Origin of the sequence: Streptomyces sp. NPDC050619 (genome assembly GCF_040654815.1) — a bacterium.
Taxonomy (GTDB): domain Bacteria; phylum Actinomycetota; class Actinomycetes; order Streptomycetales; family Streptomycetaceae; genus Streptomyces.
This window is the reverse complement of sequence record NZ_JBFAIR010000046.1, coordinates 1-26,977: the sequence shown is the minus strand read 5'-3', so window position 1 is coordinate 26,977 and position 26,977 is coordinate 1. Positions and strand designations below refer to the sequence as shown.

Genomic DNA, 26,977 nt, shown 5'->3' with positions numbered 1-26,977 from the left:
GGGCCGGGGGGCTCAGCCGAGCAGCGCGTCGAGCTCCACGTGCTCCAGGCCGTGCGCCTGAGCGACCTCGCGGTAAACCACCTTGCCGTCATGGGCGTTGAGCCCCTTGGCGAGTGCCGGGTCGCGCCGCAGCGCCTGGGCCCAGCCGTGGTCGGCGAGTTCGACGATGTACGGCAGCGTGGCGTTGGTGAGCGCGTAGGTGGAGGTGTTGGGCACCGCGCCCGGCATGTTGGCGACGCAGTAGAAGACCGACTCGTGGACCTTGAAGGTCGGGTCGGCGTGGGTGGTGGCGCGGGAGTCCTCGAAGCAGCCGCCCTGGTCGATCGCGATGTCGACAAGGACACTTCCCGGCTTCATGCGCGAAACAAGCTCGTTGGTGACGAGCTTCGGGGCCTTGGCGCCCGGGATGAGGACGGCGCCGATGACCAGGTCGGCACCGAGGCAGGCCTTCTCCAGCTCGAAGGCGTTGGAGACGACGGTCTGGATCTTCGTACCGAAGATCTTGTCGGCCTCCTTGAGCTTGTTGATGTCCTTGTCGAGCAGGGTCACGTGGAAGCCCATACCGATGGCGATCTGCGCCGCGTTCCAGCCGGAGACCCCGCCGCCGATCACGACGGCCCGGCCGGCCGGCACGCCCGGGACACCGCCGGGCAGCACACCGCGACCGCCGTTCGCGGCCATCAGGTGGTAGGCGCCGACCTGCGGGGCGAGCCGGCCCGCGACCTCGGACATGGGCGCGAGCAGCGGGAGGGCGCGGCCGGGCAGCTCGACCGTCTCGTATGCGATCGCGGTGGTGCCGGACTCGACGAGGGCGTCCGTGCACTCCTTGGAGGCGGCCAGGTGCAGGTAGGTGAAGAGCGTCTGGTCCTTGCGGAGGCGGTGGTACTCCTCGGCGATGGGCTCCTTGACCTTCAGCAGCAGGTCGGCGGAGGCCCACACCTCGTCGGCGGTCGGAAGGATCCGCGCGCCGGCGGCGACGTACTCGTCGTCCGTGATCGAGGAGCCGACGCCGGCCCCCAGCTCGACGACGACCTGGTGGCCGTGGCGCACCAGCTCGTGCACACCGGCTGGGGTGATGGCCACCCGGAACTCGTTGTTCTTGACCTCGCGGGGGATGCCGACCTTCACGTCGATCACGGTCCTTGGCTCAGAGTATGTGGGGGCATTACAAGACATACCCAGGCATGCGTAGGCACACCGGGAGACACCGCAGAAGAAGGCGCGGCAGAGCCAGTCTAATGAAGGTGTTCCCGCTGTCTAGCCTTTCATTGCATCAACCTTCAGCGGATGTACTACGGATTTCGCAGGCGTTAGCGTCTTGTTCCGGATGATCGGGCTGTTCCGGCTCCGCTTCCGCCTCCGGTTCCTCTGGAGAAAGCTCCTCCCCCAGCAGCCGCCCGGCCGCGCCCCGGTGCAGTGCCGCAGCCGCCGGATCGCCGAGGTGCTCCAGCGTGTCGGCGAGCCGCAACTGGAGCGCGGCCTGTAGGCGTACGTCCTCGGCGCGGCGGGCCCACTCGACGGCTTCCTGGCAGGTGCGCAGCGACTCCTCGGGCCGGCCGGCGTACTCCTGGACGCGGGCGAGCTCGCTCAACGCCCGTGCCTGGGCGGCCACATCGCCGTTCTTGCGGTACCCGGCGAGCGCGGCCCGCCAGCTGCGCTGCGCCTCGCCGTACTGGCCCGCGAAGGTGTGGGCGGCGGCGATACGGCCGTACAGCCGGGCGGCGTCCGCGCGCTCGTCCCGGGCCAGGCGCTGGGCGAGGGCCCGGCCGAACCAGTCGGCGGCCCGGTCGTAGTCCCCGAGCTCCAGATGGGCACCGCCTACGGATTCCATCGCGCGGCCGGTCGCATACGGGTCGTTCGCCTCCCGTCCGGCGTCCAGCGCGGCCCGGTAGCGCGCCAGCGCCTCCTCGGTGCGCCCGGTCCGCGCGTCCAGGTCGGCGAGGTTCAGCAGGGCGGCGGCCCGCTCCCGGGGCAGCGCGCGCCGCTCGGCCACGTCCAGGACGAGGCGGTGGATGCCGTACAGGTCGGGCGCGGCGGCCCGGGTGCCGAAGTGGGCCACCATCGCCCGCACGAGCTGGGACATCAGCCGGCGCGCGAGGGTGTCCAGCTCGCCGTCGGCGACCGCGAGGCGGGCGGAGGCGAGCAGGGCGGGCCTGCGGAAGGTCAGCCAGTCGGCGGCCGCCCTGGGGCTGGGGAAGCGCAGCGAGCGCGGCATGCCCTGGAGCTTCTCGCGTGCCTCGGGACTGTCGGTCTCGGTGATGGCCCGGCAGGACTGCAACAGCCGTACGGTCCGCTCCAGCATGCGGGCGCGGGCCAGCTGGAGCTCGGCGGGGCGGTCCTGGGACTCGGTGAGAGCCTTCAGCAGGGGCTGTAGACAGCCCGGGACCTCGTACTGCGGGAGCGGAGACTCCACCGCGTGCAGCAGGCCGAGGGCAACGAAGTCGTCCAGGGTGGTGCGGGCGCCGTCCACCGAGCAGCCCGCGAGCGCGGAGGCGGTGTGCGGGTCGACCAGGCCGGCCGGGGCGAGGGCGAGCAACCGCAGGGTCCGGGCGGCCGGGGCGGGCAGGGAGGTGTGGACGAGCCGGAAGACCCGGCTGAGCGGGGTCGTCCCCTCGTCACTCTCGGTGTGCAGATGCTTGGCGAGGTCGGCGACGGCCGCCTTGGGGCGGGCGGCGAGCCAGCCGCCGGCCAGCCTCAGCGCGGCGGGTTGGCCCTGGCACTCCTCGACCAGGCCCTCGGCGGCGCGGGGGTCGACGGTGATGCGGACCGACCCGGTGTGCCGGGACAGCAGTTCCACCGCCGACTTGGTGTCGAGGCCGCCCACGGTGCAGGGGCGGACGTCCGCGATCCCGGTCAGCGGGCCCCCGGAGACGGCGACGACCAGGCATTCCGGGGTGTCCGGCAGCAGGGCGTCGACCTGCTCCGCGGTGGCCGCGTCGTCGAGCAGGAGGAGCACCCGGCGCTCGGTGAGGGCCTCGCGGAGCGCGGCCGTGAGATCGTCCTCGGCGGCTCCGGCCGGCGCCGGCAGCTCCAGCGCGGCCAGCAGGGCGCGGGCGGTGCGCTCGGTGGGCACGGGCGTACCGTCGGGCTCGCTGAGTCGGGCCCGGAGCACCCCGTCCTGGTAACGGTCCGCAACCTGCCGTACGAGTTCCTCGGCGAGCGCGGTGCGCCCCGAGCCGGGCCTGCCCGCGATGAGGAGCACGCGCGCGCGGGGGGCCTTGCGGCCGGAGAGGGTGTCCAGGCCGGCCCGCTCGATGTCGGCGCGGAGTTCCTTCAACTCCCTTGTGCGGCCCAGGAAGAGAGTCTCCGCAGCAGTGTCTTCGGACAGCCGCACACCGTCTGTGTCCACCGCCTGATCCGTCACGGGCCACACTCCCGTCCCACCGTACGCTGGGGCCCGCCGGGACTCCGGTTCGGGCGTTTCCAGAGCCTAGTTCACGCTCTGCTACCTTCCGGGCGGAGCGCGGCGCAGCACGAGGGATACTCCCCCCGATCGGATCAGCCGATGGTCATATCAGTGGCGGAGTGTGGGTTCCGGGCCCGGTTCAGGATTCGAACGGCCGCGCGGGCCAGGGCGCCTGAGCCGGACGCAGGGCGTCGAGCCCGTCCCCGTTCCGAGCGGCGACCAGGGACAGCAAGCCCACGACGAGGCAGTTGTTGTGCACCTCGCCCGCGAGCACGCCCCGGACGAGGTCATCGACCGGCACGCGCGCGTGCTCCATGTCGGCCTCCTCGTCCTCCACCTCGAACCGCTCCCCCTCGGCCTCGGACAGCTCGCGGGCCAGGAAGACGCGCACGGCTTCGTCGCAGCCGCCGGCGGTCGTGTAGACGTCGGTCAGCACCCGCCAGTCCTCGGCCTTGACGTGCGCCTCCTCGTACAGCTCGCGCTGCGCGGCGTGCAGCGGGTTCTCGCCGGGCACGTCGAGCAGGCCGGCCGGGATCTCCCACAGCTTCTGGCGCACGGGGTGGCGGTACTGCTTGATGAGCAGGACCCGGTCCTCGGCGTCGAGGGCGAGGACGGCGACCGAGCCGGGGTGGACCTGGTAGTCGCGGCGGACCACCGAGCCGTCGGGCATGACCACCTCGTCCGTGCGGACGGAGGTCTTGTTGCCCACGAAGGGGGTTTCCGTCGCCCGGATCTCCCACGCCTCGGGGGTGTCCTTGATCGTCATGCACTCTACCTTCCACCTGCGCAAAGAGGCCGGGGCGCCCGCCTTTTGAATGCGCGCGCCCCGGCAACCGTACAACTGTTGTGCAGCTAGGAAATCTTCCGCTCGACCGCCGCCTTCACCAGGCCGGCGAACAACGGGTGCGGACGCGTCGGACGCGAGCGCAGCTCGGGGTGCGCCTGGGTGGCGACCAGGTAAGGATGGACCTCGCGCGAGTACTCGACGTACTCGACGAGCTTGCCATCCGGCGAGGTGCCGGAGAACAGGATGCCCGCCTTCTTCTCCAGCTCCGCGCGGTAGGCGTTGTTCACCTCGTAGCGGTGCCGGTGGCGCTCCTCGACGTACTCCTTGCCGTCGTACACCTCGCGCACGATCGAGCCCTCGGCCAGCTTGGCCGGGTACATGCCCAGGCGCATCGTGCCGCCCATGTCGCCCTCGCCGGCGACGATGTCGAGCTGCTCGGCCATGGTGGAGATGACCGGGTGGCCGGTGGCCGGGTCGAACTCGGTGGAGTTGGCGTCGGAGATGTCGGCGAGGTTGCGGGCCGCCTCGATCACGATGCACTGGAGGCCCAGACACAGGCCAAGCAGCGGGATCTTGTTCTCGCGGGCGTAGCGGATGGCACCGACCTTGCCGAGCACACCGCGGTCGCCGAAGCCACCCGGGATGCAGATGCCGTCGACGTCACCGAGCTGCTGGGCGGCGCCGGCCTTGGTCTTGCAGTCGTCCGAGGTGACCCACTTGATCGTCACGCGGGCCTTGTTGGCGAAGCCGCCGGCGCGCAGCGCCTCGATGACCGAGAGATAGGCGTCGGGCAGGTCGATGTACTTGCCGACCAGGGCGAGGGTGATCTCGTGGTCGGGGTTGTGCACGCGGTCGAGCAGGTCGTCCCAGGTCGTCCAGTCCACGTCGCGGAACGCGAGGTCCAGCTTGCGGACGACGTAGGCGTCCAGGCCCTCGCCGTGCACGGTCTTCGGGATGTCGTAGATCGAGCGGGCGTCGGGGCAGGCGACCACGGCGGCCTCGTCGACGTCGCACATCAGCGAGATCTTGCGCTTGATCGCGGTGGGCACCTCGCGGTCGCAGCGCAGCACGATCGCATCTGGCTGGATACCGATGTTGCGCAGAGCCGCAACCGAGTGCTGGGTCGGCTTCGTCTTCAGCTCTCCCGAGGGGCCGATGTAAGGCAGGAGCGAGATGTGAACGACGAAGACGTTGTCGCGGCCGACCTCGTGCCGGACCTGGCGCACGGTCTCCAGGAACGGCAGCGACTCGATGTCGCCGACCGTGCCGCCCACCTCGGTGATCACCACGTCCACCTCGTCCGTCGCCATGCGGCGGATGCGATGCTTGATTTCGTTGGTGATGTGCGGGATGACCTGCACGGTGTCGCCCAGGTACTCGCCGCGCCGCTCCTTGGCGATCACGGTCGAGTAGATCTGGCCGGTGGTGACGTTGGCGGAACCGTCCAGGTCACGGTCGAGGAAGCGCTCGTAGTGGCCGATGTCCAGGTCGGTCTCGGCGCCGTCGTTGGTGACGAACACCTCACCATGCTGGAAGGGGTTCATCGTGCCCGGGTCGACGTTCAGATACGGATCGAGCTTCTGCATCACGACGCGCAGGCCCCGCGCCTTGAGCAGCATGCCGAGGCTGGAGGCGGTGAGGCCCTTGCCCAGCGAGGAGGCGACACCCCCGGTGACGAAGATGTGCTTGGTCGTCGTGGCTGTGCTGTTTCGAAAAGCAGCGGGCGGCATGGCCAAGAGGGGGCTCCCGTGGTCGCGGTCTGGAGTGCGGAGCGGCTGCCTAGCCGGAAGAATCCGGGGGTGCCGTCGCTGCGGTTCGGGGGTTTCGTGCCCACCGGTCCACGGGCTACCAGGGTATCAGCGCCAGGAGGAGATGGCTTCCGGCCACGCTCCGCACACAGACCGACACAGACCGGGCACGAACGCACGGGTTTCTCACCGGTTGCTCACCCGTTCGGCGCACTCTCCTTGTCCGGAGCGGCACCCGGATCAACAACGTGCGTCGTATCCTGCTCGGACACTCACTGCCGAGCCGGCCGGCAACACGGCACCACCCCCGCCCGTAACCACCGGAACAACAAGAGCTCGTCAGTTCGTTGAGCAACAGATGTCGTTTTGCCTCACAGCGGCACGACTGTTTTGATTCACCGCTCAACGACGTATGCACAACCACCCCCTTGACCGCACTAGCGACAGCCCCCTTGCGGGGTGACGTGGCCGTTCGACTGGAGTTGCACGTGGCCGGGCGCATCGAAGATTACGCACTCATCGGAGACATGCAGACCGCTGCCCTGGTCTGCCGGGACGGCACAGTGGACTGGCTGTGCCTGCCCCGCTTCGACTCGCATGCCATCTTCGCCGGTCTGCTGGGCACCGAGGAACACGGCTTCTGGCGGCTCGGACCCGCGCACGCGGCCGACGCCGAACCGCCCACCGCGGCCCGGCGCAACTACCGCGGCGACTCCCTGATCCTGGAATCCGAGTGGGACACACCGCGCGGCACGGTCCGTGTAATCGACTTCATGCCCCCGCGTGACGGCGCCCCGCAGCTGATCAGGATCGTGGAGGGCGTCTCGGGCCGCGTCCCGATGCGCTCCGCGCTCCGGATGCGTTTCTCCTACGGCCGGGTCGTCCCGTGGGTGCACCGGCACGAGGGGCGCACGGTGGCCGTCGCGGGCCCGGACTCTGTGTGGTTCGACACGTCCGCCGAGACCTACGGCAAGTCGCTGACTACCTACGCGGACTTCACGGTCGCTCCGGGTGACCGGATCGCCTTCACCATCTCCTGGGAGCCCTCGCACAAGGAGCCGCCGGCGCTGCCGGAGCCGGAGCAGGCGCTGGAGGCGACGGAGGACTTCTGGCGTGACTGGGTGGAACACTGCACCTACCACGGTCCCTACCGCGAGGCCGTCGTCCGCTCGCTGATCACGCTGAAGGCGCTGACGTACGCCCCCACCGGCGGCATCGTCGCCGCCCCCACCACCTCCCTGCCGGAGGAGATCGGCGGCGTCCGCAACTGGGACTACCGCTACACCTGGCTGCGCGACGCGGCCATCACCCTCTCCTCGCTGCTGCGCACCGGCTACCGCGAGGAGGCCCGCGCCTGGCGCGAGTGGCTGCTGCGGGCCGTCGCCGGCGACCCGGAGAACCTCCAGATCATGTACGGCATCGCCGGCGAGCGCGAGCTGGGCGAGGCCGAACTGGACTGGCTGCCGGGATACGAGAGTTCCGGGCCGGTCCGGGTGGGCAACGGCGCCGCGCACCAGCTCCAGCTGGACGTGTACGGCGAGGTCACCGAGGCCCTGCACCTGGCCCACATGACGGGCCTGGCCCGCAACGACTACGCCTCGCTGCTCCAGCTCAAGCTCATCCGCTACCTGGAACAGCACTGGGACGAGCCGGACGAGGGCATCTGGGAGGTGCGCGGCCCGCGCCGCCACTTCGTGCACTCCAAGGTGATGGCCTGGGTCGCCGTCGACCGCACCATCAAGCTGATCGAGTCCGGCGACGCGGACGGCCCGCTGGAGAAGTGGCGCGAACTGCGCGACGACATCCACCGGGACGTGTGCGAGAAGGGCTACGACAAGGAGCGCAACACCTTCACGCAGTCGTACGGCTCCAAGGAGCTGGACGCCTCGCTGCTGCTGATCCCGCAGATGGGCTTCCTGCCCCCGGACGACAAGCGCGTGATCGGCACGATCGAGGCGATCCAGCGCGAGCTGTCCACGACGGACGGCTTCATCCTGCGCTACCCCACGGCCGGCGACGACGCGGGCGTGGACGGCCTCTCGGGCGACGAGGGCGCCTTCCTCGCCTGCTCGTTCTGGATGGCGGACGACCTCGCGATGATCGGCCGTGTGGACGAGGCCCGCAAGCTGTTCGAGAAGCTCCTGGCGCTGCGCAACGACCTCGGGCTGCTGGCCGAGGAGTGGGACCCGCACCTGAAGCGCCAGGTCGGCAACTTCCCACAGGCCTTCAGTCACGTGCCGCTCATCGACACGGCACTGCGACTGACCGCGTCCGGGGCGTACGGCGGCTGAGCGCGCCCCCTGGGCCGCACCCACCTAGGCTGAAACCTGGATAATTCCCCCATTTCGGAAGGGGGCGGCCATGGCTTCCCTCTCGAAGGCGGGCGCGGCTCTCGCCGCGCTCCGCGAGGAACTGGCCGGCGAGGTGTTCGCCCCGGGGGATCCGGGCTACGACGACGCCCGGACCGTCCACAACGGCATGATCGACCGACGGCCCGCGGTGATCGCGCGGTGCGCGCACGAGGACGACGTCGTACGGGCCGTGCGCTTCGGCCGGGAGCTGGACCTGAAGATCGCGGTCCGCGGGGGCGGGCACAGCGTGGCGGGCATGGCGCTGAACGACGACGGTCTGGTCGTCGACCTGCGCCGGATGCACGAGGTGACCGTCGACCCGGCGGCCGAGGCGGTACGGGTCGGGGGCGGCGCCACGATGAGCCACCTCGACCGCGCCACCCAGCCGTACGGCCTCGCGACCACCGGCGGCCGGGTCTCCACCACCGGCGTCGGTGGCTTCGTCCTGGGCGGCGGTACCGGCTGGCTGGACCGCTGCTGCGGACTCGCCGTCGACAACCTGCTCGGCGTCGAGCTGGTCACCGCCGACGGCAGCCGGATCCACGCGAACGCCGACGAGAACCCCGACCTGTTCTGGGGCCTGCACGGAGGCGGCGGCAACTTCGGCATCGCCACCGCGCTCACCCTCGAACTGCACGAGCTGCCCGAGTTCTGTGTCGCGCTGCTGATGTACCTCCCGGAGCTCGGCCCCGAGGTCGTCCGCACCTATCGCGACCTGATCTCGGCCGCCCCGGTCGAGGCGGCCGGCGGAGTGATCTATCTCACCGGCCCGCCCGAGGAGTTCGTACCGCCGCAGCTGGTCGGCACTCTGCTGTGCGCGGCGATGCTGACGTACGCCGGCGGTGAGGAGGGCATGCTCAAGCTCGCCGAGCCGCTGCTGGCGCTGCCGCACGAGGTGGAGATCGTCGGGGCGATGCCGTACGCCGACGTCCAGTGCATGATCGACGATCCGCCCGGGCTGCGGAACTACTGGTCGGCGGAGTTCCTGACGGAGGCGCCCGACGACTTCGTGGACGTCTTCTGTGCCCGCGCGGACTCCATGCCGGTGCCGTCCAGCACCCAGCACGTGCTGTTCCCGCAGGGCGGCGCGATCGCCGACGGGCCGCACGAGTATCCCGTGCCGTACCGGGACGCGCGCTGGGCGGTGCACCCGTTCGCGGCCTGGGAGAACCCGGCCGACGACGAACAGGCCATCCAGTGGGTGAGGGACGTGCGCGCCGATGCCCGGCCGTGGAGCTCCGGCGCGGTCTACCTCAACTTCATCGGCGACGAGGGCCCGGAGCGGGTGCGGGCCGGCCTGGGCGCCGAGAACACCCGACGGCTGGCCGAGCTGAAGCGGCAATACGACCCGGACAACGTCTTCCGCTTCAACCACAACATCAGACCGGCCTGAGCGCCATGAGCGTCGGCTCCCTGCCCCGGATCGCCGGCCGTGGCCGGAACAAGGGCGATCTCATCCAGCCCGGCCTCGGCTTACGCCACCACACACACGCACGCGTACGACGTCGAGACCGCCCACCAAGCCCACCGCCCACCACGGCGAACATGCCGCCGTAGCCCTGGCACTCAAGCCGGCCTGAACGCCCTCAACGTCCGCTCCCCACCCGGATCACCGGCCGTAGCCGGAACAAGGGCGATCTCATCCAGCCCCGCCTCGGCATACGCCTCCACACGCGCGCGTACGGCTTCGAGATCGCCCACCAGGCCCACCGCATCGGCGGCTTTCGGCGGCAGGGCCCGCAGCAGGGTGTCCCGGTCGGCGCCGGCGGCGGCCAGTTCCACGGCCTCGCCCAGGCCCGCCGCGGTGAACATGTCGCTGTAGCCAGGAACGGTCAGATAGCCGGCGATGCTGCCCAGGACCTGGGCGAGGGACTCCGGCTCCGGGTCGACGGCCGCGGGCAGCCAGGCGGCCAGCGTGGGCGGGGTGCGTCCCGCGCGCTCGGCCGCCGCGAGCAGCTTGGCCCGCAGTGTACGTACCTGTTCCGGGGAGACGATGTCCAGCAGCATGCGGTCGGCGTGCGCGGCGGCCGTGGCGATCGCGCGGTCGCCGAACGCGGCCACGGTCAGCGGGCCGCGTGGCGGCGGCAGGCGGCGGCGGAAGGAGCTGCCGGGCACGACCGGTTCGCCCGGAGCCGCGTGCAGGAGTACGCGTACGGCCGCCGCGCTCTCCTCCATCAGCGCGGCGGGCCGGACCCGGGGCCGCTCGTGCACGCCCTCGACCACCCGCTTGCTGGACGTGCCCAGCGCCACCCCGACCGGGCGGCCCGTGACGGCCGCGGCGCCCGCGGCGCCTCGGGCGATCGTGTACGGATCGCGCACCGACACCGGCACCGGTCCGGCGGTCAGCGCGACCCGCTCGGTGGACCGTCCGATCGCCGTGGCCAGGACGAAGGAGTCCCAGGTCGGCCCCTCCCCGGCCCACACCTCGCGATACCCGAGCCGGTCGGCGAGCACCGCCACCCGCAACGGCTCCTCGACCGAACTGTCGTCCTCGCGCCCCACCGCGACCACGCTGATGTCCATGCCAGGCCGCTACCCCGCCACGAGCGCCCCAAGCAGCGCGGCGATCACCTCCTTCGCCGGTGCCCCGAGGCACGCGCGCGGGTAGCGTCCAGCTCATGAACGGCGGCACGGACAGCGGCACGGACAGCGGCGTGGACAGCGGATTCGGCACCGAGGGCGCCGGGATCACCGTGCGGCGCGCTCTGGAGTTGCCAGGCCTGCACAGCGGGCTCCCCGAGGTCCTCGCGGGCGGGGACCGGCTGCACCGGACCGTGCGCTGGGTGCACGCGGGCGAGGTCCCCCACATCGCCTCGCTGCTCAAGGGCGGAGAGCTGCTGCTGACCACGGGCTACGGCCTCGGCACCCGCCCGGCCGAGCAACGCGCGTTCGTGCGCACCCTGGCCGAGCGGGGCATCGCGGCCCTCGTCGTGGAACTGGGCCCGCGCTTCACCCGCCTGCCCGCCGCCCTTGTCGACACGGCCCGCGCGGCCGGTCTGCCGCTGGTCCAACTGCACCGCGAGGTGCCGTTCGTGACGGTCACCGAGGAGATCCACACCGAGATCGTCAACGGCCACTACGCGCTGCTCCAGCGGGCGGAGGAGGTGCACCGCCGCTGCACTCAGGCCCTGCTGGACGGCGGCGGAGTGCCACAGGTCCTCGGCATCCTGGCCGACTTCAGCGGCAACCCCGTCTTCCTGGAGACGACGGACGGTCAGCTCCTGTACGCCGCCGGGCCGGGCCCCGAGGGCGCGGATCCGCTCCAGGTGTGGCAGGGACTGCGCGGCCGGCACAAGGACACTCCGCCGGCCGGCTCGGTGCTGGTGGACGTGCCCGGCGGCGGTCCGGGGACGGGCTCCGTCCGGGCTCGCATCGTTGTGCTGCCCGTGCGCGGCCCCCTCGCCCCGGTGCACCGGATGGCCGCCGAACGGGCCGCGGGCATCCTGGCCGTGGTCCTGATGCAGGCCCGGCAGGAGGAGGAGCTGGCGGCGCGCGGCCGAGGGGATTTCCTCACCGACCTCGCCGAGGGCCGTATCGCCGCGCGGGACGCGCCCGCGCAGGCGCGCGTGCTGGGCTTCAAGCCGGGCGACAGCCCGCTCCTGCCGATGGTGATGAAGCTGGGCGAGGCTCTCTCCCCCGGCGGAGGCTGGGCGGTCTTGGCGCGCGCGGTCGCCGAGGAGCTGGCCTCGGTGGGAGTACCGGTGCTGTTGGGCGTACGACCTGTCGAGGGCCGCGTCCCCCTCCTCGTGGGCCTGCGTTCGGATGCGGAGCGCTCGGCGGTCGCGGACCGGGTCGCGGCGGCGCTGCGGGCGGGGGTGGAGCGGGCGGGGATGCAACGGCCCGGAGCGCAGCCGCCGGTGGTGGTCGTCGGGGTGGCCGGCGGCTGGGCGGCGGCCTCCGCGGGCCTGCGGCACGCGGCCGAGACGGCGACGGCGGCCCAGGGCCTGTCCGACCGCCCCTGGTACGACGCCCGCCGCCTGGACATCGACCTGCTGCTGTGGCGGCTGCGCGACCACCCGGACCTGGCGGCCTTCGTGGACCGCGCGATCGGCCCCGTACGCGACCACGACAGTCGCTCCAAACCGCCGCTGCTGCCCACGCTGGAGACCTATCTGGCGCACGCGGGCCGCAAGGCGGAGACGGCACGCGAACTGCACCTCAACCGGCAGACGCTGTACAACCGCCTCGCCCGGATAGGGGAGTTGCTGGGCACCGACCTCGACGACCCGCAGACGGTCCTGGCGTTGAGCCTGGCCCTGCGGGCGCGCCGGCACGTGGCCTAGAGCAGCGCTGCTAGATCAGCGGCTGGGGCTGCGTCAACTCATCGTAGACGCAGAGGACTTGAGCGACGGTCTCGTCCTCGGTCGGCCAAGTGGCCGCCTGCCGGACGCCCTTCTCCCGCAGCAGCTCCTGACGCTCGGGGTCACCGAGCAGCCGTACGACGGCGTCGGCGAACGCCTCCGCGTCCCCGGCCGGGACGAGTTCGGCCGCGTCGCCGACGAGTTCTGGGGTGCCGCCGCTGTCCGTGGCGACGAGCGGCACGCGCGCGTGGAGGGCCTCCTGGGCGAGCAGAGACCGGGACTCCCCGCTGCTCGGCAGGAGCGCGAGGTCGGCGGCGGCGAGCAACTCGGTGACGTCATCGCGCCGTCCGATGAGCCGGGCCGGCAGCCCCTCCTCCTCGATCCGCCGCTGCAACTCGGCGCGCAACGGCCCCTCCCCCACGATGACCACCAGCGGCATGGGGTCCAGACGGCGCCACGCGCGCGTGGCGTCCAGCAGTGTGTCGTAGCCGCGGTGCCGGTCGAGGGAGCCGACGGCGATGAGCAACGGACGCCCGGTGGCGCCGAGTTCGGCCCGGATCTTGGGGCGCAGCCGGTCGGGATCCTCCGGCTCGACGGCCGGGCGGAGGCCGGGCAGGGCGACGGCGGCGAGCCGCGCGTCCCGCGCGCCCGTCCGGCGTGCCCGGTCCACGAGGGCCGAGGTGGTGCCGAGCACCACGACGGCGGCCTTGACCACCCGTCGCTCCAGCAGGCGCAGGAAATGGGCGCGCGCGCCCTCGGCGTACGCGCGGTCGTGCCAGGTGACGACGAGCGGGGTGCGGCGCCCGCTGAGCGCGAGCACGGCGCGGAAGGAGGCGTGCAGTCCGTGTGCGTGCACCAGGTCGGCGTTCGTGCACGCCTGCCGCAGCGCGGCCACGGAGCCCGGGTCGCTGCTGCGCGGCACGTGCACGTGTTCGGCGCCGGCGCCGGTGAAGTCGTAGATGCGATCGGCATCGGCGGGGGCGCACACCGTGACCCGCACGCCTCGTGCGACCAGCCCCGAGGTCAGGGAGCGCACGTGCGCGCTACTACAGGCGTTGCCTCCGCCCAGCACCTGCACGGTGCGCAGCGGCGACTGGCCGTGCGGTGAGTGGCTGCTCACGGGGGTCACGTGGCCGGGGCTCCTGGTTCGGGTCGGGCGGTCACGAGGAAACGTACAGAAGGTATCGAGCGGAGGGGTGTACCGCGCGCTTCCTACGCGTACTGCGTTCTTTGCCAAGGATGCCAGCACGTACGGGTGTTCCGGGCATGCCGGGAACCGGACGGCACGGCAATGCGGCGGGTCGGGTCACTCACACGAGTGAGGGAAGGATCAGTTCCGGACGCATGCGCGGGTGCATTCTCACCGCGCATACGCGGGCGCTTCACCGTCCGCCCACCGTCTCCCCACCGAACGCGCCACCTCGCTCACCTTGTCGCCGTACACGGCAGCGGCGGCGAGCGCGGCGGCATGCGCGACCAGCCCTGCCCGCCCGTTGCCCATGACGACGGCGGTGCCCAGAGCGGCGCCGAGCGCGTGCGCGCCCGTGTCGCCGATCATCGCGCGCTCGCCCAGGTCGTCGGGCAGGACGGCCCCCGCGGCCCCCACGGCGACGGCGGCCAACTCCGCCCCGGGCCCCTCGCGCAGCAGCCCCGGCGCGCCGAGCGCGACCACCGCTGCGGCGGCCCGACCCGGCCGTACGTCCACGAGGTTGACGAAATGCGCGGCCCCGGCGATCACGACCCCCGCGAGCACCTTGTCCACCGCCCGCTCCTTGAGCAGGGCCCCCGCGACGAGCCCGGCCGCCGAGATCCCGAACAGCTTCACCGCCCCGCTGGTGACCTCACCGTCCCGCAACGCGCCCAGATGCGCACGGAACCCCCTGCGCGAGTCACCGGCCCCGGCGACATCGTCGTACGCCCCACACGCCCCGGCGGCCAGCACGGCGAACCCGGCGGCGGGCCGCACCCGCCCGGCCCCGACGGCGGCCGCCAGCGCGGACGCGGGCCCGGCGTACAACTCGACGGTCCGCCCGGCGTAGTTCTTCCGCTCCCAGCGATCCTGGCCGCCGGGCGCCTTGGCGCGGAGGGCGGCGCTCGCGGCGCGGGTGACAACGGCGGTGAGTCCGAACGACGTGGTCCGGCGAAAGCGGTCGATCATCCGCCCACCCTACGAGGACGCGCCCTGAATGCCCGCCTGACCGCTCTCCCTGGACGCCGACTCCAGACGCCCACCTGGACGCCCGCTCTAGACGCCCTCCCTGGATGTCCGCCCTGGACGCCCACCCTGGACGCCGACTCCAGACGCCCACTATGGACGCCCGCTCCGGATGTCCGCCCTAGACGCCCACCCGGACACCGACTCCAGACACCAGCCCTAGACGCACACCCCGGACACCGACTCCAGAAGCCGGCCCCCGAACGCCCGCCCTGAACGCCCGCCCTAAACGTCCGCCCTGGCCGTCGCCAGCAACTCCTCCGCGTGTGCCCGGGCTGTCTGCGAGTCCTCCTGACCGGCGAGCATCCGGGACAGCTCCCGGACCCGCTCCTCGCCCTCCAGCACCGTCACACCGGACCGGGTCACGGACCCGTCGTTGGTCTTCTCCACCAGCAACTGCCGGTCGGCGAAGGCGGCCACCTGCGGCAGGTGCGTCACGACCACCACCTGCGCGGTCTTCGCCAGCCGCGCCAGCCGCCGCCCGATCTCCACCGCGGCCTTGCCTCCGACGCCCGCGTCCACCTCGTCGAACAGATACGTCGGCACCGGATCCGTCCCCGCGAACACGACCTCGACGGCCAGCATCACGCGCGACAGCTCACCACCGGAGGCGCCCTTGGCGATCGGCCGAGGCGGGGCACCGGGGTGCGGGGCCAACAGCAACTCGACCTCGTCGACACCGGCCGGCCCGTACGCGACCGCCCGCCCGCCGACCTCGACGCCCTCCGGGTCCTCGGTCTGCCGGATCTCGAACGACACGCGCGCGTGCGGCATCGCGAGCGAGGCCAGCTCCGCGGTCACGGCAGCCGCGAACCGCTCCGCGGCCTCCGCCCGCGCGTCCGTCAACGCCTGTGCCAGTCCGCCCAGTTCGACCCGCAGCGCGTCCCGCTCGGCGGTCAGCTCCCCAAGCCGCTCGTCGTCGCCCTCCAGCTCGGTGAGCCGGACGGCACTCTGCTCGGCCCACGCCAGCACCGAGGCGACGTCCTCGCCGTACTTCCGGGTCAGCGCGGTGAGCGCGGCCCGCCGCTCCTCGACGGCCGCCAGCCGCAGCGGATCGGCGTCCAGGTCGTCGGCGTACCCGGCGAGTTCCCCCGCCACATCGCCCAGCAGGATCCCGATCTCCCCGAGCCGGCCGGCGAGCGCGGCCAGCGCCGGGTCGTAGGACCGCACGGCGTCCAGGGCCCGCTGCGCGCCCGCGACGAGCGTCGCCGCGTCGATGCCCTCGGGATCCTCCGGATTGCCGGCGAGCGCGGCGTGCGCGGCCGTGGCGGCCGACGCCAGGGCCTCCGCGTGCCCGAGCCGCTCCGCCTCCTCCGCCAGCTCCACGTCCTCGCCGGCGCGCGGCTCGACGCCGGCGATCTCGTCGAGGCCGTAGCGCAGCATGTCGGCCTCCTGGGCCCGTTCCCGCGCGCGCGTGGTGATCTCGTCGAGCTCCACGGAGACGGCCCGCAGCCGCCGATAGGCCTCCGTGTACTTGGCCAGCGGCACGGTGACGGCGTCGCCCGCGTACCGGTCGAGCGCCTGGCGCTGCCGGGACAGCTTGAGCAGCCCCTGCTGATCGGTCTGCCCGTGCACGGCCACCAGCTCGTCGGCGAGCTCGGCCAGCACCCCCACGGGCACGCTCCGCCCGCCCAGGTGCGCCCGCGAGCGCCCTTCGGCGGAAACGGTACGGCTGATCAACAGCGCCCCGTCGTCGAGCTCCGCGCCGGCCTCCTCGGCCCGTACGGCGGCCGTGGTGTCCGCGGACACACTGATCCGCCCCTCCACGACCGCGTTCTTGGCCCCGATCCGCACGAGCGCCGCATCCGCCCGCCCGCCGAGCAACAGACCAAGGCTGGTGACCACCATGGTCTTGCCCGCACCCGTCTCACCCGTGACAGCGGTGAACCCCGGCGACAGCTCGACGACCGCATCGTCGATGACTCCGAGCGACCGTATCCGCATCTCCTCCAGCACGCCCCCGACCTTACGAGGTCGGGGGGCAGGAGTGCGACGGCACCCGACCCTGTTGTGTGAAGGTGCAGGTGACGAATGCGCATCGACCTCGCATGTCACCCACGGGAGTGGTCCAACCCAAAGGGGCGCGGGGCTGTATCGATATGCGGCTCCGCCGCGTGGGCGCGACCAGCCACATCCGGCCCGCGGCCGCGCGAACCACCCCGCACCCCCCTTGGCTGCGCTAGTGCGGCGCCCCCCGCCATCCAGAGACCGGCAACGCAAACTTCGCCACAAGCCGATCAGTGAACGAAGCATGATGCAGCCGAGCCAGCCGCACCGGCACAGCCCCCCGCCGCACCTCGACCCGCGCCCCCGGCGGCAACTCCACGGTCCGCCGCCCGTCACACCACAGCACCCCCGGCGGAATATGAGGCAGAACCTCCACCGCAAGCACAGAATCCGGCGACGTCACCAACGGCTTCGCGAACAGCGCATGCGCACTGATCGGCACCATCAACAACGCCTCCACCTCAGGCCACACCACAGGCCCACCGGCGGAAAACGCATAGGCGGTCGATCCAGTAGGCGTCGACAGCACAATCCCGTCGCACCCGAACCCCGTCACCGGCCGCCCGTCAATCTCCAGCACGACTTCCAGCAGCTTCTCGGCGCCCGCCTTCTGCACGGCCGCCTCGTTCAACGCCCAGTCCGTGTGCACGATGTCGCCGTTGCGATGCACGACGACGTCGACGGTCATCCGCTCCTCGACCTCGTACGCCTTCGTCGCCACCCGCTCGACGACCCTGTCGAGATCGTCCCGCTCGGCCTCGGCGAGGAACCCGACCCGCCCGAGGTTGACGCCGAGCATCGGCACCCCGGACGCCCGGGCGAACTCGGCACCCCGCAGCAGCGTCCCGTCACCGCCCAGCACGATCAGCAACTCGCACCCCTCGAGGCACTGCGGAGTGGCCTCCTTGACCAGCTGTACCTCCCCCGGCACCGGCAGATCCCGCGCCTCCGCCTCCAGAGCGCGTACCCCGATGCCCTCGCGCAACAGCCCCTTGACCACGAGTTCGGCGCTGCGAATGGCCGCTGGCCGCCCGGTGTGGGCGAGCAGGAAAACAGTACGAGCTCGGTTCGTTGTCAACGCGGCCCCTCCGCCACTGCACGGTCAACGTCGGCCGGGTCCAGTTCGGGTGCTCCCGACCGCAGCCACAGAAAGTACTCGACATTCCCGGACGGCCCGGGCAGCGGGCTGGCGGTGACGCCCTGCACGCCGAGCCCCAGACCCCACGCCCGCCCCGCCACCGCGCGCACGGACTCGGCGCGCAACTGCGGACTCCGTACGACTCCTCCACTGCCCAGCCGCTCCTTGCCCACCTCGAACTGCGGCTTGACCATCATCACCAGATCGGCGTCCGGCCGCACGCACCGCACCAGGGCGGGCAGGACCAGTCCGAGCGGGATGAAGGACAGGTCCCCCACGACAAGATCCACCGGCTCCCCATCGATCGCTTCGAGCGTCAACTCGCGTACGTTCGTACGATCCTTGACGATGACGCGTTCATCGCTCTGGAGAGACCAGGCGAGTTGTCCGTATCCGACATCGACGGCGACCACCTGAGCCGCTCCCGCCCGCAGCAGGACGTCGGTGAAACCGCCGGTGGAGGCGCCGGCGTCCAGCGCCCGCCGCCCCTCGACGACCAGCCCCTGCGGCAGGAACACCGCCAAGGCGCCCGCGAGCTTGTGGCCGCCCCGCGACACGTAGCCGGGGTCGCTGTCGTCGGTCGAGACCACGATCGCCGCCGCGGTCTCCACCTGTGTGGCGGGCTTGGTCGCGACGATCTTGCCGACGCTGACCCGTCCGGCGGCGATCAACTGGCTCGCGTGCTCGCGCGAGCGCGCGAGCTTCCGGTGGACCAGTTCCGCGTCGAGACGGCGACGTGCGACTCCTGCCACGTTCGGTTCAGCTCCTGTGTTGTTCGTACGGCCGCGGGGGCACCGGAGGTCCCGGGCGGGCGTCGAGCGCGGTGAGCGCGTCGCGCAGCCCCCGGTGTACATCCTCGTACACCTCGACGTGTCCGTCCGTGTCGAGGTGGTCGGCATCACCGAGCCGCTGGAGCTGGACGTCCACGTCGGCGTTGCCGGTGGAGGCGCGGGGCACGTTCAGCGGGGCGGGGGCAGCGGGGTCGTACGTGGGTTCGACCTCGGGCTCGCTCTCCGGTACGGCCTCGGGCACAGTGTCGCTCATGCCCAGACGCTACCTCGAAGCACTGGGGTACCGTCGATCACGATGGCAACGATCGAGGAGTGCCGCGCCGCACTCGAAAAACTCTCGGACAACATGCAGGGCACCGAGGGCGATGTCCACGCGGCCGCCGCGCTGGACCGCTCGGTGAGCTGCCGCATCACGGATCTGGACGTCACGTTCGTCGGCCGCATGGCCGAGGGCCGGATCCGGGTCGACGACACCCTTCAGGGGCCACCGCGGGAGAAAGCCCAGATCAGACTCACCATGGCGGGCGACGACCTGGTGGCCCTGGTCGACGGCAAGCTGAACTTCGCCAAGGCCTGGGGTTCGGGCCGGGTGAAGCTGGAGGCGAGTCTCATGGACCTGCTGCGCCTCAGGAAACTCCTGTAGCGGCCACCTTGGCGGCCTCGGCCCGGGCCCTGCGCGCCGCCGGCACCACCAGCGGGGTCCCCGTCTCCGGGTCGTCGATGACCTGGCAGCGCAGCCCGAAGACGTCCTCGACCAGATCGGCCGTGACGATGTCCTTCGGCGCGCCCTCGGCGATGATCGTCCCCTCGCGCAGGGCGATGAGGTGCGTGGCGTACCGGGCCGCGTGGTTGAGGTCGTGCAGTACGGCGACCAGCGTGCGGCCCTGCTCCTCGTGCAGTTCGGCGCACAGGTCGAGGACGTCGATCTGGTGCTGGATGTCCAGGTAGGTCGTCGGCTCGTCGAGCAGCAGCAGCGGCGTCTGCTGGGCGAGCGCCATCGCGATCCACACGCGCTGGCGCTGACCGCCGGACAGTTCGTCGACGTACCGGTCGCCGAGTTCGGCGACACCGGTCTGCGCCATGGACTCCTGCACGACCCGCTCGTCCTCGGTGGACCACTGCCGCAGGATCCCCTGGTGCGGGTAGCGGCCCCGGCCCACCAGGTCGGCGACGGTGATCCCGTCGGGCGCGATCGACGACTGCGGCAGCAGTCCCAGGGTGCGCGCGACCTTCTTCGCGGGCATCGACTGGATGACCTGCCCGTCGAGCAGCACCCGGCCCTGGTTCGGCTTGAGCATCCGCGACAGCGCCCGCAGGAGCGTGGACTTGCCGCACGCGTTCGGGCCGACGATCACGGTGAAGGAGTTGTCGGGTATCTCCACCGACAACTGTTCGGCGATCACCCGCTGGTCGTAGGCGAGGGTCACGTTCTCGGCGGACAGGCGGTTCACAGTGCTCCTTTGGTTGTTCAGCCCGCTGGGGGCGCTGCGGCGGGCGCTCATATCCGGCCCGCCTTGCGCTCGATGACCAGCAGCCACAGCAGATAGACACCGCCGAGGACTCCGGTGACCACGCCCACGGGCAACTGGTCGGCCCCGAACGCGCGCTGCGAGACCCAGTCGGCGGCGACCAGGAGAGCGGCACCCATGCACAGGGACGACAGCAGGTTCGGTCCGGGCGAGCGGGTCAGGCGGCGGGCGAGCTGCGGCGCGGTGAGCGCCACGAAGCTGACCGGTCCGGCGGCCGCGGTGGCCGCCGCGGTGAGCAGGACGGCGGCGATCAGCAGCAGCATCCGTACGCGCTCGACGCGCACCCCGAGGGCGTACGAGACGTCGTCGCCCATCTCCATCATCCGCAGCCCGCGCGCATGGGCGAGGACCAGCGGTACGAGTACGGCGCACAGTGCGAGCAGCGGCCAGACCTGGTCCCAGTCACGCCCGTTGAGCGAGCCCGTCATCCAGACGAAGGCGCTGGCCGCGTCGGTGAGGTCGGACCTGGTGAGCAGGTATCCGTTGATCGCCGTGACGATAGCGGACACACCGATACCGACCAGGACCAGTCGGTACCCGTGCACACCCCGCTTCCAAGCGAGCAGGTAGATGGCGATTCCGGTCGCCAGACCGCCCACGAGGGCGCCGACGGTGGCCTCGGTCGCGTTCCCCGAGAACAGCACGATCATCACGAGCGCGCCGACCGTGGCCCCCTGCCCGAGCCCGAGGACGTCCGGACTGCCCAGCGGATTGCGGGAGATGGCCTGGAACAGCGCGCCCCCGAGCCCGAGGGAGCCACCGACCAGGAGTCCGACGAGCACCCGCGGCAGCCGCAGCTCGTTGACGATCAGTTCCTGCCCCGCGTCGCCGTTGCCGAACAGCGTCCTGAGCACGTCGGCGGCCGAGATCGGGAAGTCGCCGGTGCCGATCAGCACGACGCTCGCGGCGAGCGCGGCGCACAGCAGCAGGACGACGACGGTGATGGCGCGGACGTCCAGTCGAACGGAGAGCCCGCCCGGGGTCCTGATGGCACGGTTGGTCTTCACAGCTGCGCCGTCCTCCGCCGTCGTACAAGAAAGATGAAGACCGGACCGCCGATGAGGGCGGTCACGATGCCAACCTGCAACTCCGAGGGCCGCGCGACGAGCCGGCCGAGGACGTCGGAGCCGAGCAGCAGCACGGGCGACAGGATGGTCGCGTACGGCAGGATCCAGCGCAGGTCGGGCCCGGTGAAGGACCGCACGACGTGCGGGACCATCAGCCCGACGAACACGATCGGTCCGCACGCGGCGGTCGCGGCCCCGCTCAGCACGGTCGCGGCGAGCATGGCCAGCGCCCGGGTGCGGTTGAGGTTGGCGCCGAGCGCCTTGGCGGTGTCGTCGCCCATGGCCACGGCGTTGAGCGGCCGGGCGAGGGCGAGGGCGAGGACCGTGCCGACCGCGATGAAGGGCAGTACCTGCTCGATGGTCGAATCGCTCGCCGAGGACAGCGAACCGACCGTCCAGAACCGCATCCTGTTGAGCGCCGTCTGGTCCATGATCATCACGGCCTGGAGATAGCCGTAGAGCGCGGCACTGATCGCGGTGCCGGCGAGCGCGAGCCGCACCGGCGTCGCGCCCCGGCTGCCGCCGAGGAACCAGACCAGCGCCCCCACCCCGGCCGCGCCGACGAAGGCGAACCACACATAGCCGCTCAGTGAGGTGACACCGAGGAAGGTGATGGCGGTGACGACCGCGGCGGACGCGCCCGCGTTGATGCCGAGCAGCCCGGGATCGGCCAGCGGGTTGCGCGTGAGCGCCTGGAGCACGGCGCCGGACAGGCCGAGCGCGGCACCGGCGAGCAAGCCCAGCACGGTCCGCGACAGCCGGTCGGCGACGACGACGTCGGCGTACGTCCCCGAATCCTCGAACAGACCGTGCCAGACCTCTCCCAGGGAGAGGGACTTGGCACCGATCGCGATGCTCGCCATCGCGACGAGCACCAGGATCAGGACGGCAACGAGCAACCCGAAGGCTCGTATCGCCCGGCGGTTCGGGAGCGCGGGGGCGGTCTCCGCGCGCTGTTCGGGAGGACTGTCGACCAACACGTAGTTAGGTTAGCCTACCCTCGCATTCAGCCAGGATCCGGCCTCACAGCCCCAGCCGTGCCAGAGCCTTCCCCGCATCCAGCTCGCACACACCTTCGCCCGCCGCAGTCCAGGCCGCCGCGCACAGCGCCCGCAGACCGTCCAGGGCCGCACCGTCACCGTCCAGTTCCAGCCGCTCCACGCCGGCCGTGGCCGTCCACCCGCCGCACCGGAACCCGCCGTCCGACTCGGCGATCTCCGGCTGCCCGGTGAGCAGCCCCCGCAGATCGGCGTCGACATACGTCGGCCGGTGCTGCGGCGGCGCGGCCAGCAGCTGCGCGCCGTCCGTCACCCCGGTCAGGACCAGCAGCGAGTCCACGTCCCCGTTGAACGCGCCCTCGATGTCCGTGTCCAGCCGGTCCCCCACCACCAGCGGGCGCTCGGCCCCGGTGCGCAGGATCGTCTCCCGGTGCATGGGCGGCAACGGCTTGCCGGCGACCTGCGGCTCGGCACCGGTCGCTATCCGTACGACCTCCACCGCCGCGCCGTTGCCCGGCGCGATACCGCGCGCGCTCGGAATCGTCAGGTCGGTGTTGGACGCGAACCACGGCACCCCGCGCGCGATGGCGTAGCACGCCTCCGCGAAGCGTCCCCACGGCAGTTCGGGACCGCCGTACCCCTGCACGACCGCCACCGGATCGTCCTGAGCCGACTCCACCGGCTCGAGCCCGCGCTCGCGCAGCGCCACCCGCAGCCCTTCCCCGCCGATCACCAGCACACGCGCACCCGACGGCACCTGCTCGGCAATCAGCCGGGCGACCGCCTGCGCCGAGGTGATCACATCCGACGGCCCCGTAGGTATGCCCAACTCGGTGAGGTGATCGGCGACGGTGTCCGGGGTCCGCAGCGCGTTGTTGGTGACATACGCGAGACGCATCCCGCCCGAGTGCGCGACCTCGAGCGACTCGACCGCGTGCGCGATCGCGTTCCCGCCCGCGTACACCACGCCGTCCAGATCGAGCAGTGCGGTGTCGTACGCCTCGCTCAGGGCCCGCCCACTGCCCTCGGGCCTCGTCCTGAAACCCTGGCTCATTCCGCATCGCTCCTTGGTGTGGCTCGCTTTCCCCCGATCATCCCCCATGCCACTGACAGCCGTACGATGCCGGGATGAACTCAGCGGGTCACTCGGAAGCAACGGCGCGCCGAGGCCTGGAACTCACCCCGTTCCGAGGCCTGCGCTACGACCCCGACCGGGTCGGCAGCCTGGCCGCCGTGACCTCTCCTCCGTACGACGTCGTGGTCCGCCCCGACGGCCTGCTCCACCTCGAGTCCGCCGACCCGCACAACATCGTCCGGCTGATCCTCCCCCAGTCCACGGCTCCCGCCGAACGCAACGCACAGGCGGCCCGCACCCTGCGCCGCTGGCTGTCCGAGGGAGTCCTGACCACCGACCCGGAACCGGGCCTGTACGTCTACGAACAGCGCGACGGCGACGGCATGCTCCAGCGCGGCCTCATCGGCGCCCTGCACCTGTCGGAACCGGCGGAGGGCGTGATCCTGCCCCACGAGGACGTCATGCCGCACGTCGTCGACGACCGCGCCGCTCTCATGCGCGCCACCTCCGCGAACCTGGAACCCCTGCTCCTGACCTACCGTGGAAACGGCTCGGCGACCGCCACGGCCGAGGTCGTCGAGCGCACCGCCGAACAGCCCCCGCTGCTGTCGACGACCACGGAGGACGGCTTCAGCCACCGCCTGTGGTCGCTCACCGAGCCGGCCGACGTGGCCCGCGTCCAGTCCGAGCTGGCCCGCCACCAGGCTCTGATCGCCGACGGCCACCACCGCTGGGCGACATACCGCCGCCTACGCGCGGAGCACGCCTCCCCCAGCCCCTGGGACTACGGCCTGGTCCTCCTGGTCGACACGGCCCGCTATCCCCTGCGCGTCCGCGCGATCCACCGGCTCCTGCACGGCCTGCCGGTGAGCGAGGCCCTCACCGCCCTCGAGGGCCTCTTCCGCGTACACCGCCTGGACGTCCCGCTGGCGCAGGCCCTGACCGCGCTCGCCGACGCGGCCCGCGAGGGAAACGCCTTCCTCCTCGCCGGCGACGGCGCCTTCCACCTCGTCGACCGCCCCGACCCTGCCCTGCTCGCCCGTACGATCCCCATGCACCGCCCCACGGCCTGGCGCACCCTCGACGCGACGGTCCTGCACGCCGCTCTCCTCGGCCATGTCTGGCACATCCCCGAGGACTCTCCCGCCCATGTCGCCTACATACACGACACGGCGGCCACAGTGGAAAAGGCCGAACGCGACGGCGCTACGGCCGTCCTGATGCACCCGGTCCGCGAGGAGGTCGTCCGCGACCTCGCCCGCCAGGGCGTCATGATGCCCCGCAAATCGACGTCGTTCGGCCCGAAGCCGGCGTCGGGGCTGGTGCTGCGCGCGCTGGACCTGTGACACGCGAAGGGGCGGGACCCCTGAAATCCGGGATCCCGCCCCCACCCTTCCTTCACTCACCTCATCGAGGTCAGTCCTTGTCGTCGTCCTCCACAGAGGCCTCGTCGCCTGACTCGGCCTCCTCCCCGTCCTCCTCGTCGTCGCCAAGGGCATCGACGAACTCCACGCCCTCCAGTTCGGCGAGCCGGTCCGAGGCGTCCGTGCTGCCGTCCTTGTCGGACTCCACGGCCTTGGCGAACCACTCCCGCGCCTCGCCCTCCCGCCCGGCGGCGAGCAACGCGTCGGCGTACGCGTACCGCAGCCGCGCGGTCCACGGCTGCACGGAGTTGGACGCCAGCTCGGAACTCTGCAACGTCACGATGGCCGCGTCGATCTGGTCCATGTCACGCCGGGCCCCGGCCGCGACGAGCCGCATCTCCACCTGCCCGGCCTTGTCGAGCTTGTGCACCTCGGGCGCCCCGGCCATGTCCAGCGCCTTCTCCGGTCGCCCGAGCCCACGCTCGCAGTCGGCCATCACGGGCCACAGGTCGACACCGCCGGTCATCCGCCGCGCGGCCCGGAACTCGGCGAGCGCCTCGCTGTACTTCTGGTTCGCGTACGCCGCGAACCCGGCCGCCTCACGCACGGCCGCGACGCGCGACGCGAGCCGCAGAGCCACCTTGGAGTAGCCGTAGGCACCCTCGGGGTCCTCGTCGATGAGCCGGGCAACCATCACCAGGTTCTTGGCGACATCCTCGGCGAGCCCCTTCGGCAGGCTCTGCAACTCCTGCCGTACGTCCTTGTCGATCTCGTCGCCCGTGACGTCCTCGGGGATCGGCAGCCGCTTGATCGGCTCCCGGTCCCGGTCGCGGTCGTCCCGGAAACGCCCGCCACCACGCCGGTCGTCACCGCCACGGAAGCCGCCGGGACGTCCACCGCGGTCGTCACGCCGGGGCCCACGGGGGCCGCCTCGGTCGTCCCGACCACGGATCCCACCGCGCTCGGCACCCCGGTCGCCACGGCTGTCGTCGCGCCGGAACCCACCGCGGTCGCCACGGTCGTCCCGGCGAAAGCCACGGTCACGGTCATCGCTGCGGACGGAGGGACGGTCACGGTCGTCCCGACGGAAACCTCCCCGGTCACCGCTGTCGCGGCGATCATCACGGCGGTCATCACGACGATCGTCCCGCCGCTCATCGCGGCGACCGAAGCCGCCACGGTCATCACCCCGCCGATCGTCACGCCGACCGCCGCTGTACCCACCTCGGTTGTCGTCGCGCCGGAAACCACCACGATCCCCACGATCATCGCTCCGACGCTCTACACGCTCTCCGCGGTCGGGGCGGTCGTCACGGCGGAAGGAGGGACGGTCACCGTCACGGCGGAAGCCACGGTCTCGGTCATCACGACGCGGCCCGGAGGGGCGGTCATCACGACGCGGCCCAGCGGAGCGGTCGTCCCGGCGCGGACCGGAGGGACGGTCATCACGACGCGGCCCGGCGGAGCGGTCGTCCCGGCGCGGCCCGGAGGAGCGGTCGTCCCGGCGCGGCCCGGCGGGACGGTCGCGGTCGTCGCGGCGAAACGCCGGGCGAGGCGCACGGTTGTCGTCTCGCCGGTCATCACGGCGGTCATCACGCCGGCCGCCGCTGTACCCGCCACGGTTGTCGTCGCGGCGGAATCCACCGCGGTCCCCACGATCGTCACTCCGACGGTCATCACGGCGGTCGTCCCTGCGCGGGTAGCCTGCACGGCTGTCGTCCCGCCGGTCGTCCCTGCGCGGTTGTCCGCCGCCGCGATTGTCGTCACGGCGGAAGCCACCACGGTCCCCACGGTCACCGCCATCACGGCGATCATCGCGACGGCCAGAACCTCCGCGGTCAGTACTGCCACGGCCGGAACCGCCACGGTCTCCGCGGTAACCGCTCCCGCTCCGGTCGCCGCGGTCACCACTGTCCCGTCGCCGCTGGTCGCGCTCCGGTCGATCGTCGGGAGAGTTGGTGGACATCGGTGACTCCTGTCTTAGGTACTACAAGTCATTCTCGCGCAGCCGAGTACCCGGCGCGCTCCGGGCTGTGCTTGTTTCAAAACAACAAAAGGACCCCTGGTCCCCAGCTGAACGCTGGGGACCAGGGGTCCTTCCAAAGATTGTTCGGCGGCGTCCTACTCTCCCACAGGGTCCCCCCTGCAGTACCATCGGCGCTGTAAGGCTTAGCTTCCGGGTTCGAAATGTAACCGGGCG

The 26,977-nt window shown here is 71.8% G+C and carries 23 protein-coding genes and 1 rRNA gene; 5 read left to right on the top strand and 19 right to left on the bottom strand.

The window, feature by feature from the left end:
- Positions 1-12: 12 nt before the first annotated feature.
- From ald to AB0I77_RS45965, 4 genes are all read right to left on the bottom strand, one after another.
- A complete protein-coding gene (gene ald / locus AB0I77_RS45980) occupies positions 13-1,137 on the bottom strand; it encodes an alanine dehydrogenase (protein ID WP_363288882.1) in 1,125 nt (374 codons plus the stop codon).
- 136 nt (positions 1,138-1,273) lie between these two features.
- Positions 1,274-3,364 carry a tetratricopeptide repeat protein gene (locus AB0I77_RS45975; protein WP_363288881.1) on the bottom strand — a complete coding sequence of 697 codons (2,091 nt, stop codon included), beginning with the start codon at positions 3,362-3,364 and terminating at the stop codon, positions 1,274-1,276.
- A gap of 181 nt (positions 3,365-3,545) precedes the next feature.
- A complete protein-coding gene (locus tag AB0I77_RS45970) occupies positions 3,546-4,172 on the bottom strand; it encodes an NUDIX hydrolase (RefSeq protein WP_363288880.1) in 627 nt (208 codons plus the stop codon).
- A gap of 86 nt (positions 4,173-4,258) precedes the next feature.
- Positions 4,259-5,923 (bottom strand): CTP synthase, encoded by a 1,665-nt coding sequence (locus AB0I77_RS45965; RefSeq protein ID WP_363288940.1) that lies wholly within the window; start codon positions 5,921-5,923, stop codon positions 4,259-4,261.
- 506 nt (positions 5,924-6,429) lie between these two features.
- Between AB0I77_RS45965 and AB0I77_RS45960 the strand changes: the two genes are divergently transcribed.
- A complete protein-coding gene (locus AB0I77_RS45960; protein WP_363288939.1) occupies positions 6,430-8,232 on the top strand; it encodes a glycoside hydrolase family 15 protein in 1,803 nt (600 codons plus the stop codon).
- Between the two features lie 70 nt (positions 8,233-8,302).
- The gene (locus AB0I77_RS45955) at positions 8,303-9,685 is read left to right on the top strand and encodes an FAD-binding oxidoreductase (RefSeq protein ID WP_363288879.1); all 1,383 of its coding nucleotides are present in this window, start codon (positions 8,303-8,305) and stop codon (positions 9,683-9,685) included.
- Between the two features lie 173 nt (positions 9,686-9,858).
- Here the strand turns inward: AB0I77_RS45955 and AB0I77_RS45950 are convergent, their stop codons facing one another.
- Positions 9,859-10,815, bottom strand: a complete 957-nt coding sequence (locus tag AB0I77_RS45950; protein WP_363288878.1) for an LLM class F420-dependent oxidoreductase — start codon at positions 10,813-10,815, stop codon at positions 9,859-9,861.
- Between the two features lie 95 nt (positions 10,816-10,910).
- On the opposite strand from AB0I77_RS45950, the gene AB0I77_RS45945 reads away from it, so the two are divergent.
- Entirely contained in the window at positions 10,911-12,575 is a 1,665-nt protein-coding gene (locus AB0I77_RS45945) for a PucR family transcriptional regulator (protein WP_363288877.1), read from the top strand.
- A gap of 10 nt (positions 12,576-12,585) precedes the next feature.
- Here AB0I77_RS45945 and AB0I77_RS45940 read toward each other — a convergent pair whose 3' ends face one another.
- The 6 genes from AB0I77_RS45940 to AB0I77_RS45915 form a co-directional block, all read right to left on the bottom strand.
- Positions 12,586-13,722 (bottom strand): glycosyltransferase family 4 protein, encoded by a 1,137-nt coding sequence (locus tag AB0I77_RS45940; RefSeq protein WP_363288876.1) that lies wholly within the window; start codon positions 13,720-13,722, stop codon positions 12,586-12,588.
- Between the two features lie 231 nt (positions 13,723-13,953).
- Positions 13,954-14,751: a hypothetical protein gene (locus AB0I77_RS45935; protein ID WP_363288875.1), complete on the bottom strand. Its 798-nt coding sequence runs from the start codon at positions 14,749-14,751 to the stop codon at positions 13,954-13,956.
- A gap of 282 nt (positions 14,752-15,033) precedes the next feature.
- Positions 15,034-16,752 carry a DNA repair protein RecN gene (gene recN / locus AB0I77_RS45930; RefSeq protein WP_363288938.1) on the bottom strand — a complete coding sequence of 573 codons (1,719 nt, stop codon included), beginning with the start codon at positions 16,750-16,752 and terminating at the stop codon, positions 15,034-15,036.
- 235 nt (positions 16,753-16,987) lie between these two features.
- The gene (locus AB0I77_RS45925) at positions 16,988-17,893 is read right to left on the bottom strand and encodes an NAD kinase (RefSeq protein ID WP_363288874.1); all 906 of its coding nucleotides are present in this window, start codon (positions 17,891-17,893) and stop codon (positions 16,988-16,990) included.
- Positions 17,890-18,705 (bottom strand): TlyA family RNA methyltransferase, encoded by an 816-nt coding sequence (locus AB0I77_RS45920; protein WP_363288873.1) that lies wholly within the window; start codon positions 18,703-18,705, stop codon positions 17,890-17,892. The genes AB0I77_RS45925 and AB0I77_RS45920 overlap by 4 nt, the downstream gene beginning before the upstream one ends.
- A 7-nt stretch (positions 18,706-18,712) precedes the next feature.
- A complete protein-coding gene (locus AB0I77_RS45915; protein ID WP_363288872.1) occupies positions 18,713-18,997 on the bottom strand; it encodes a hypothetical protein in 285 nt (94 codons plus the stop codon).
- A gap of 42 nt (positions 18,998-19,039) precedes the next feature.
- Between AB0I77_RS45915 and AB0I77_RS45910 the strand changes: the two genes are divergently transcribed.
- Positions 19,040-19,387, top strand: a complete 348-nt coding sequence (locus AB0I77_RS45910) for an SCP2 sterol-binding domain-containing protein (protein WP_363288871.1) — start codon at positions 19,040-19,042, stop codon at positions 19,385-19,387.
- Here the strand turns inward: AB0I77_RS45910 and AB0I77_RS45905 are convergent.
- The 4 genes from AB0I77_RS45905 to AB0I77_RS45890 are packed head-to-tail and all read right to left on the bottom strand — an operon-like array spanning position 19,371 to position 23,392.
- Positions 19,371-20,246 (bottom strand): ABC transporter ATP-binding protein, encoded by an 876-nt coding sequence (locus AB0I77_RS45905; protein ID WP_363288870.1) that lies wholly within the window; start codon positions 20,244-20,246, stop codon positions 19,371-19,373. The two genes, AB0I77_RS45910 and AB0I77_RS45905, sit on opposite strands and share 17 nt — an antisense overlap.
- Positions 20,243-21,280, bottom strand: coding sequence for an iron chelate uptake ABC transporter family permease subunit (locus tag AB0I77_RS45900; protein WP_363288869.1), 1,038 nt, complete (start codon positions 21,278-21,280; stop codon positions 20,243-20,245). Before AB0I77_RS45900 ends, AB0I77_RS45905 begins: the two co-directional genes overlap by 4 nt.
- The gene (locus AB0I77_RS45895; protein ID WP_363288868.1) at positions 21,277-22,320 is read right to left on the bottom strand and encodes an iron chelate uptake ABC transporter family permease subunit; all 1,044 of its coding nucleotides are present in this window, start codon (positions 22,318-22,320) and stop codon (positions 21,277-21,279) included. Before AB0I77_RS45895 ends, AB0I77_RS45900 begins: the two co-directional genes overlap by 4 nt.
- A 43-nt stretch (positions 22,321-22,363) precedes the next feature.
- Positions 22,364-23,392, bottom strand: a complete 1,029-nt coding sequence (locus tag AB0I77_RS45890; protein ID WP_363288867.1) for an HAD hydrolase-like protein — start codon at positions 23,390-23,392, stop codon at positions 22,364-22,366.
- 74 nt (positions 23,393-23,466) lie between these two features.
- On the opposite strand from AB0I77_RS45890, the gene AB0I77_RS45885 reads away from it, so the two are divergent.
- Entirely contained in the window at positions 23,467-24,759 is a 1,293-nt protein-coding gene (locus tag AB0I77_RS45885) for a DUF1015 domain-containing protein (protein ID WP_363288866.1), read from the top strand.
- A gap of 70 nt (positions 24,760-24,829) precedes the next feature.
- Here the strand turns inward: AB0I77_RS45885 and AB0I77_RS45880 are convergent, their stop codons facing one another.
- From AB0I77_RS45880 to rrf, 4 genes are all read right to left on the bottom strand, one after another.
- Positions 24,830-25,579 (bottom strand): hypothetical protein, encoded by a 750-nt coding sequence (locus AB0I77_RS45880; RefSeq protein ID WP_363288937.1) that lies wholly within the window; start codon positions 25,577-25,579, stop codon positions 24,830-24,832.
- A complete protein-coding gene (locus AB0I77_RS45875) occupies positions 25,471-26,046 on the bottom strand; it encodes a hypothetical protein (RefSeq protein ID WP_363288945.1) in 576 nt (191 codons plus the stop codon). Before AB0I77_RS45875 ends, AB0I77_RS45880 begins: the two co-directional genes overlap by 109 nt.
- A gap of 12 nt (positions 26,047-26,058) precedes the next feature.
- A complete protein-coding gene (locus AB0I77_RS45870) occupies positions 26,059-26,628 on the bottom strand; it encodes a hypothetical protein (protein ID WP_363288944.1) in 570 nt (189 codons plus the stop codon).
- Positions 26,629-26,885: 257 nt separating this feature from the next.
- Positions 26,886-26,977: ribosomal RNA gene (gene rrf, locus AB0I77_RS45865) — 5S ribosomal RNA — on the bottom strand; the annotation flags it as partial.

Bases quoted from the DNA above. Each gene is read 5' to 3' on its own strand.
- AB0I77_RS45970 (WP_363288880.1), bottom strand. From the start codon at position 4,172: ATGACGATCAAGGACACCCCCGAGGCGTGGGAGATCCGGGCGACGGAA.
- AB0I77_RS45890 (WP_363288867.1), bottom strand. From the start codon at position 23,392: ATGAGCCAGGGTTTCAGGACGAGGCCCGAGGGCAGTGGGCGGGCCCTG.
- AB0I77_RS45910 (WP_363288871.1), top strand. From the start codon at position 19,040: ATGGCAACGATCGAGGAGTGCCGCGCCGCACTCGAAAAACTCTCGGAC.
- AB0I77_RS45945 (WP_363288877.1), top strand. From the start codon at position 10,911: ATGAACGGCGGCACGGACAGCGGCACGGACAGCGGCGTGGACAGCGGA.
- recN (WP_363288938.1), bottom strand. From the start codon at position 16,752: ATGCGGATACGGTCGCTCGGAGTCATCGACGATGCGGTCGTCGAGCTG.
- AB0I77_RS45915 (WP_363288872.1), bottom strand. From the start codon at position 18,997: ATGAGCGACACTGTGCCCGAGGCCGTACCGGAGAGCGAGCCCGAGGTC.
- AB0I77_RS45905 (WP_363288870.1), bottom strand. From the start codon at position 20,246: ATGAGCGCCCGCCGCAGCGCCCCCAGCGGGCTGAACAACCAAAGGAGC.
- AB0I77_RS45950 (WP_363288878.1), bottom strand. From the start codon at position 10,815: ATGGACATCAGCGTGGTCGCGGTGGGGCGCGAGGACGACAGTTCGGTC.
- AB0I77_RS45935 (WP_363288875.1), bottom strand. From the start codon at position 14,751: ATGATCGACCGCTTTCGCCGGACCACGTCGTTCGGACTCACCGCCGTT.
- AB0I77_RS45875 (WP_363288945.1), bottom strand. From the start codon at position 26,046: ATGATCGTGGGGATCGTGGTGGTTTCCGGCGCGACGACAACCGAGGTG.
- AB0I77_RS45955 (WP_363288879.1), top strand. From the start codon at position 8,303: ATGGCTTCCCTCTCGAAGGCGGGCGCGGCTCTCGCCGCGCTCCGCGAG.
- AB0I77_RS45885 (WP_363288866.1), top strand. From the start codon at position 23,467: ATGAACTCAGCGGGTCACTCGGAAGCAACGGCGCGCCGAGGCCTGGAA.
- AB0I77_RS45965 (WP_363288940.1), bottom strand. From the start codon at position 5,923: ATGCCGCCCGCTGCTTTTCGAAACAGCACAGCCACGACGACCAAGCAC.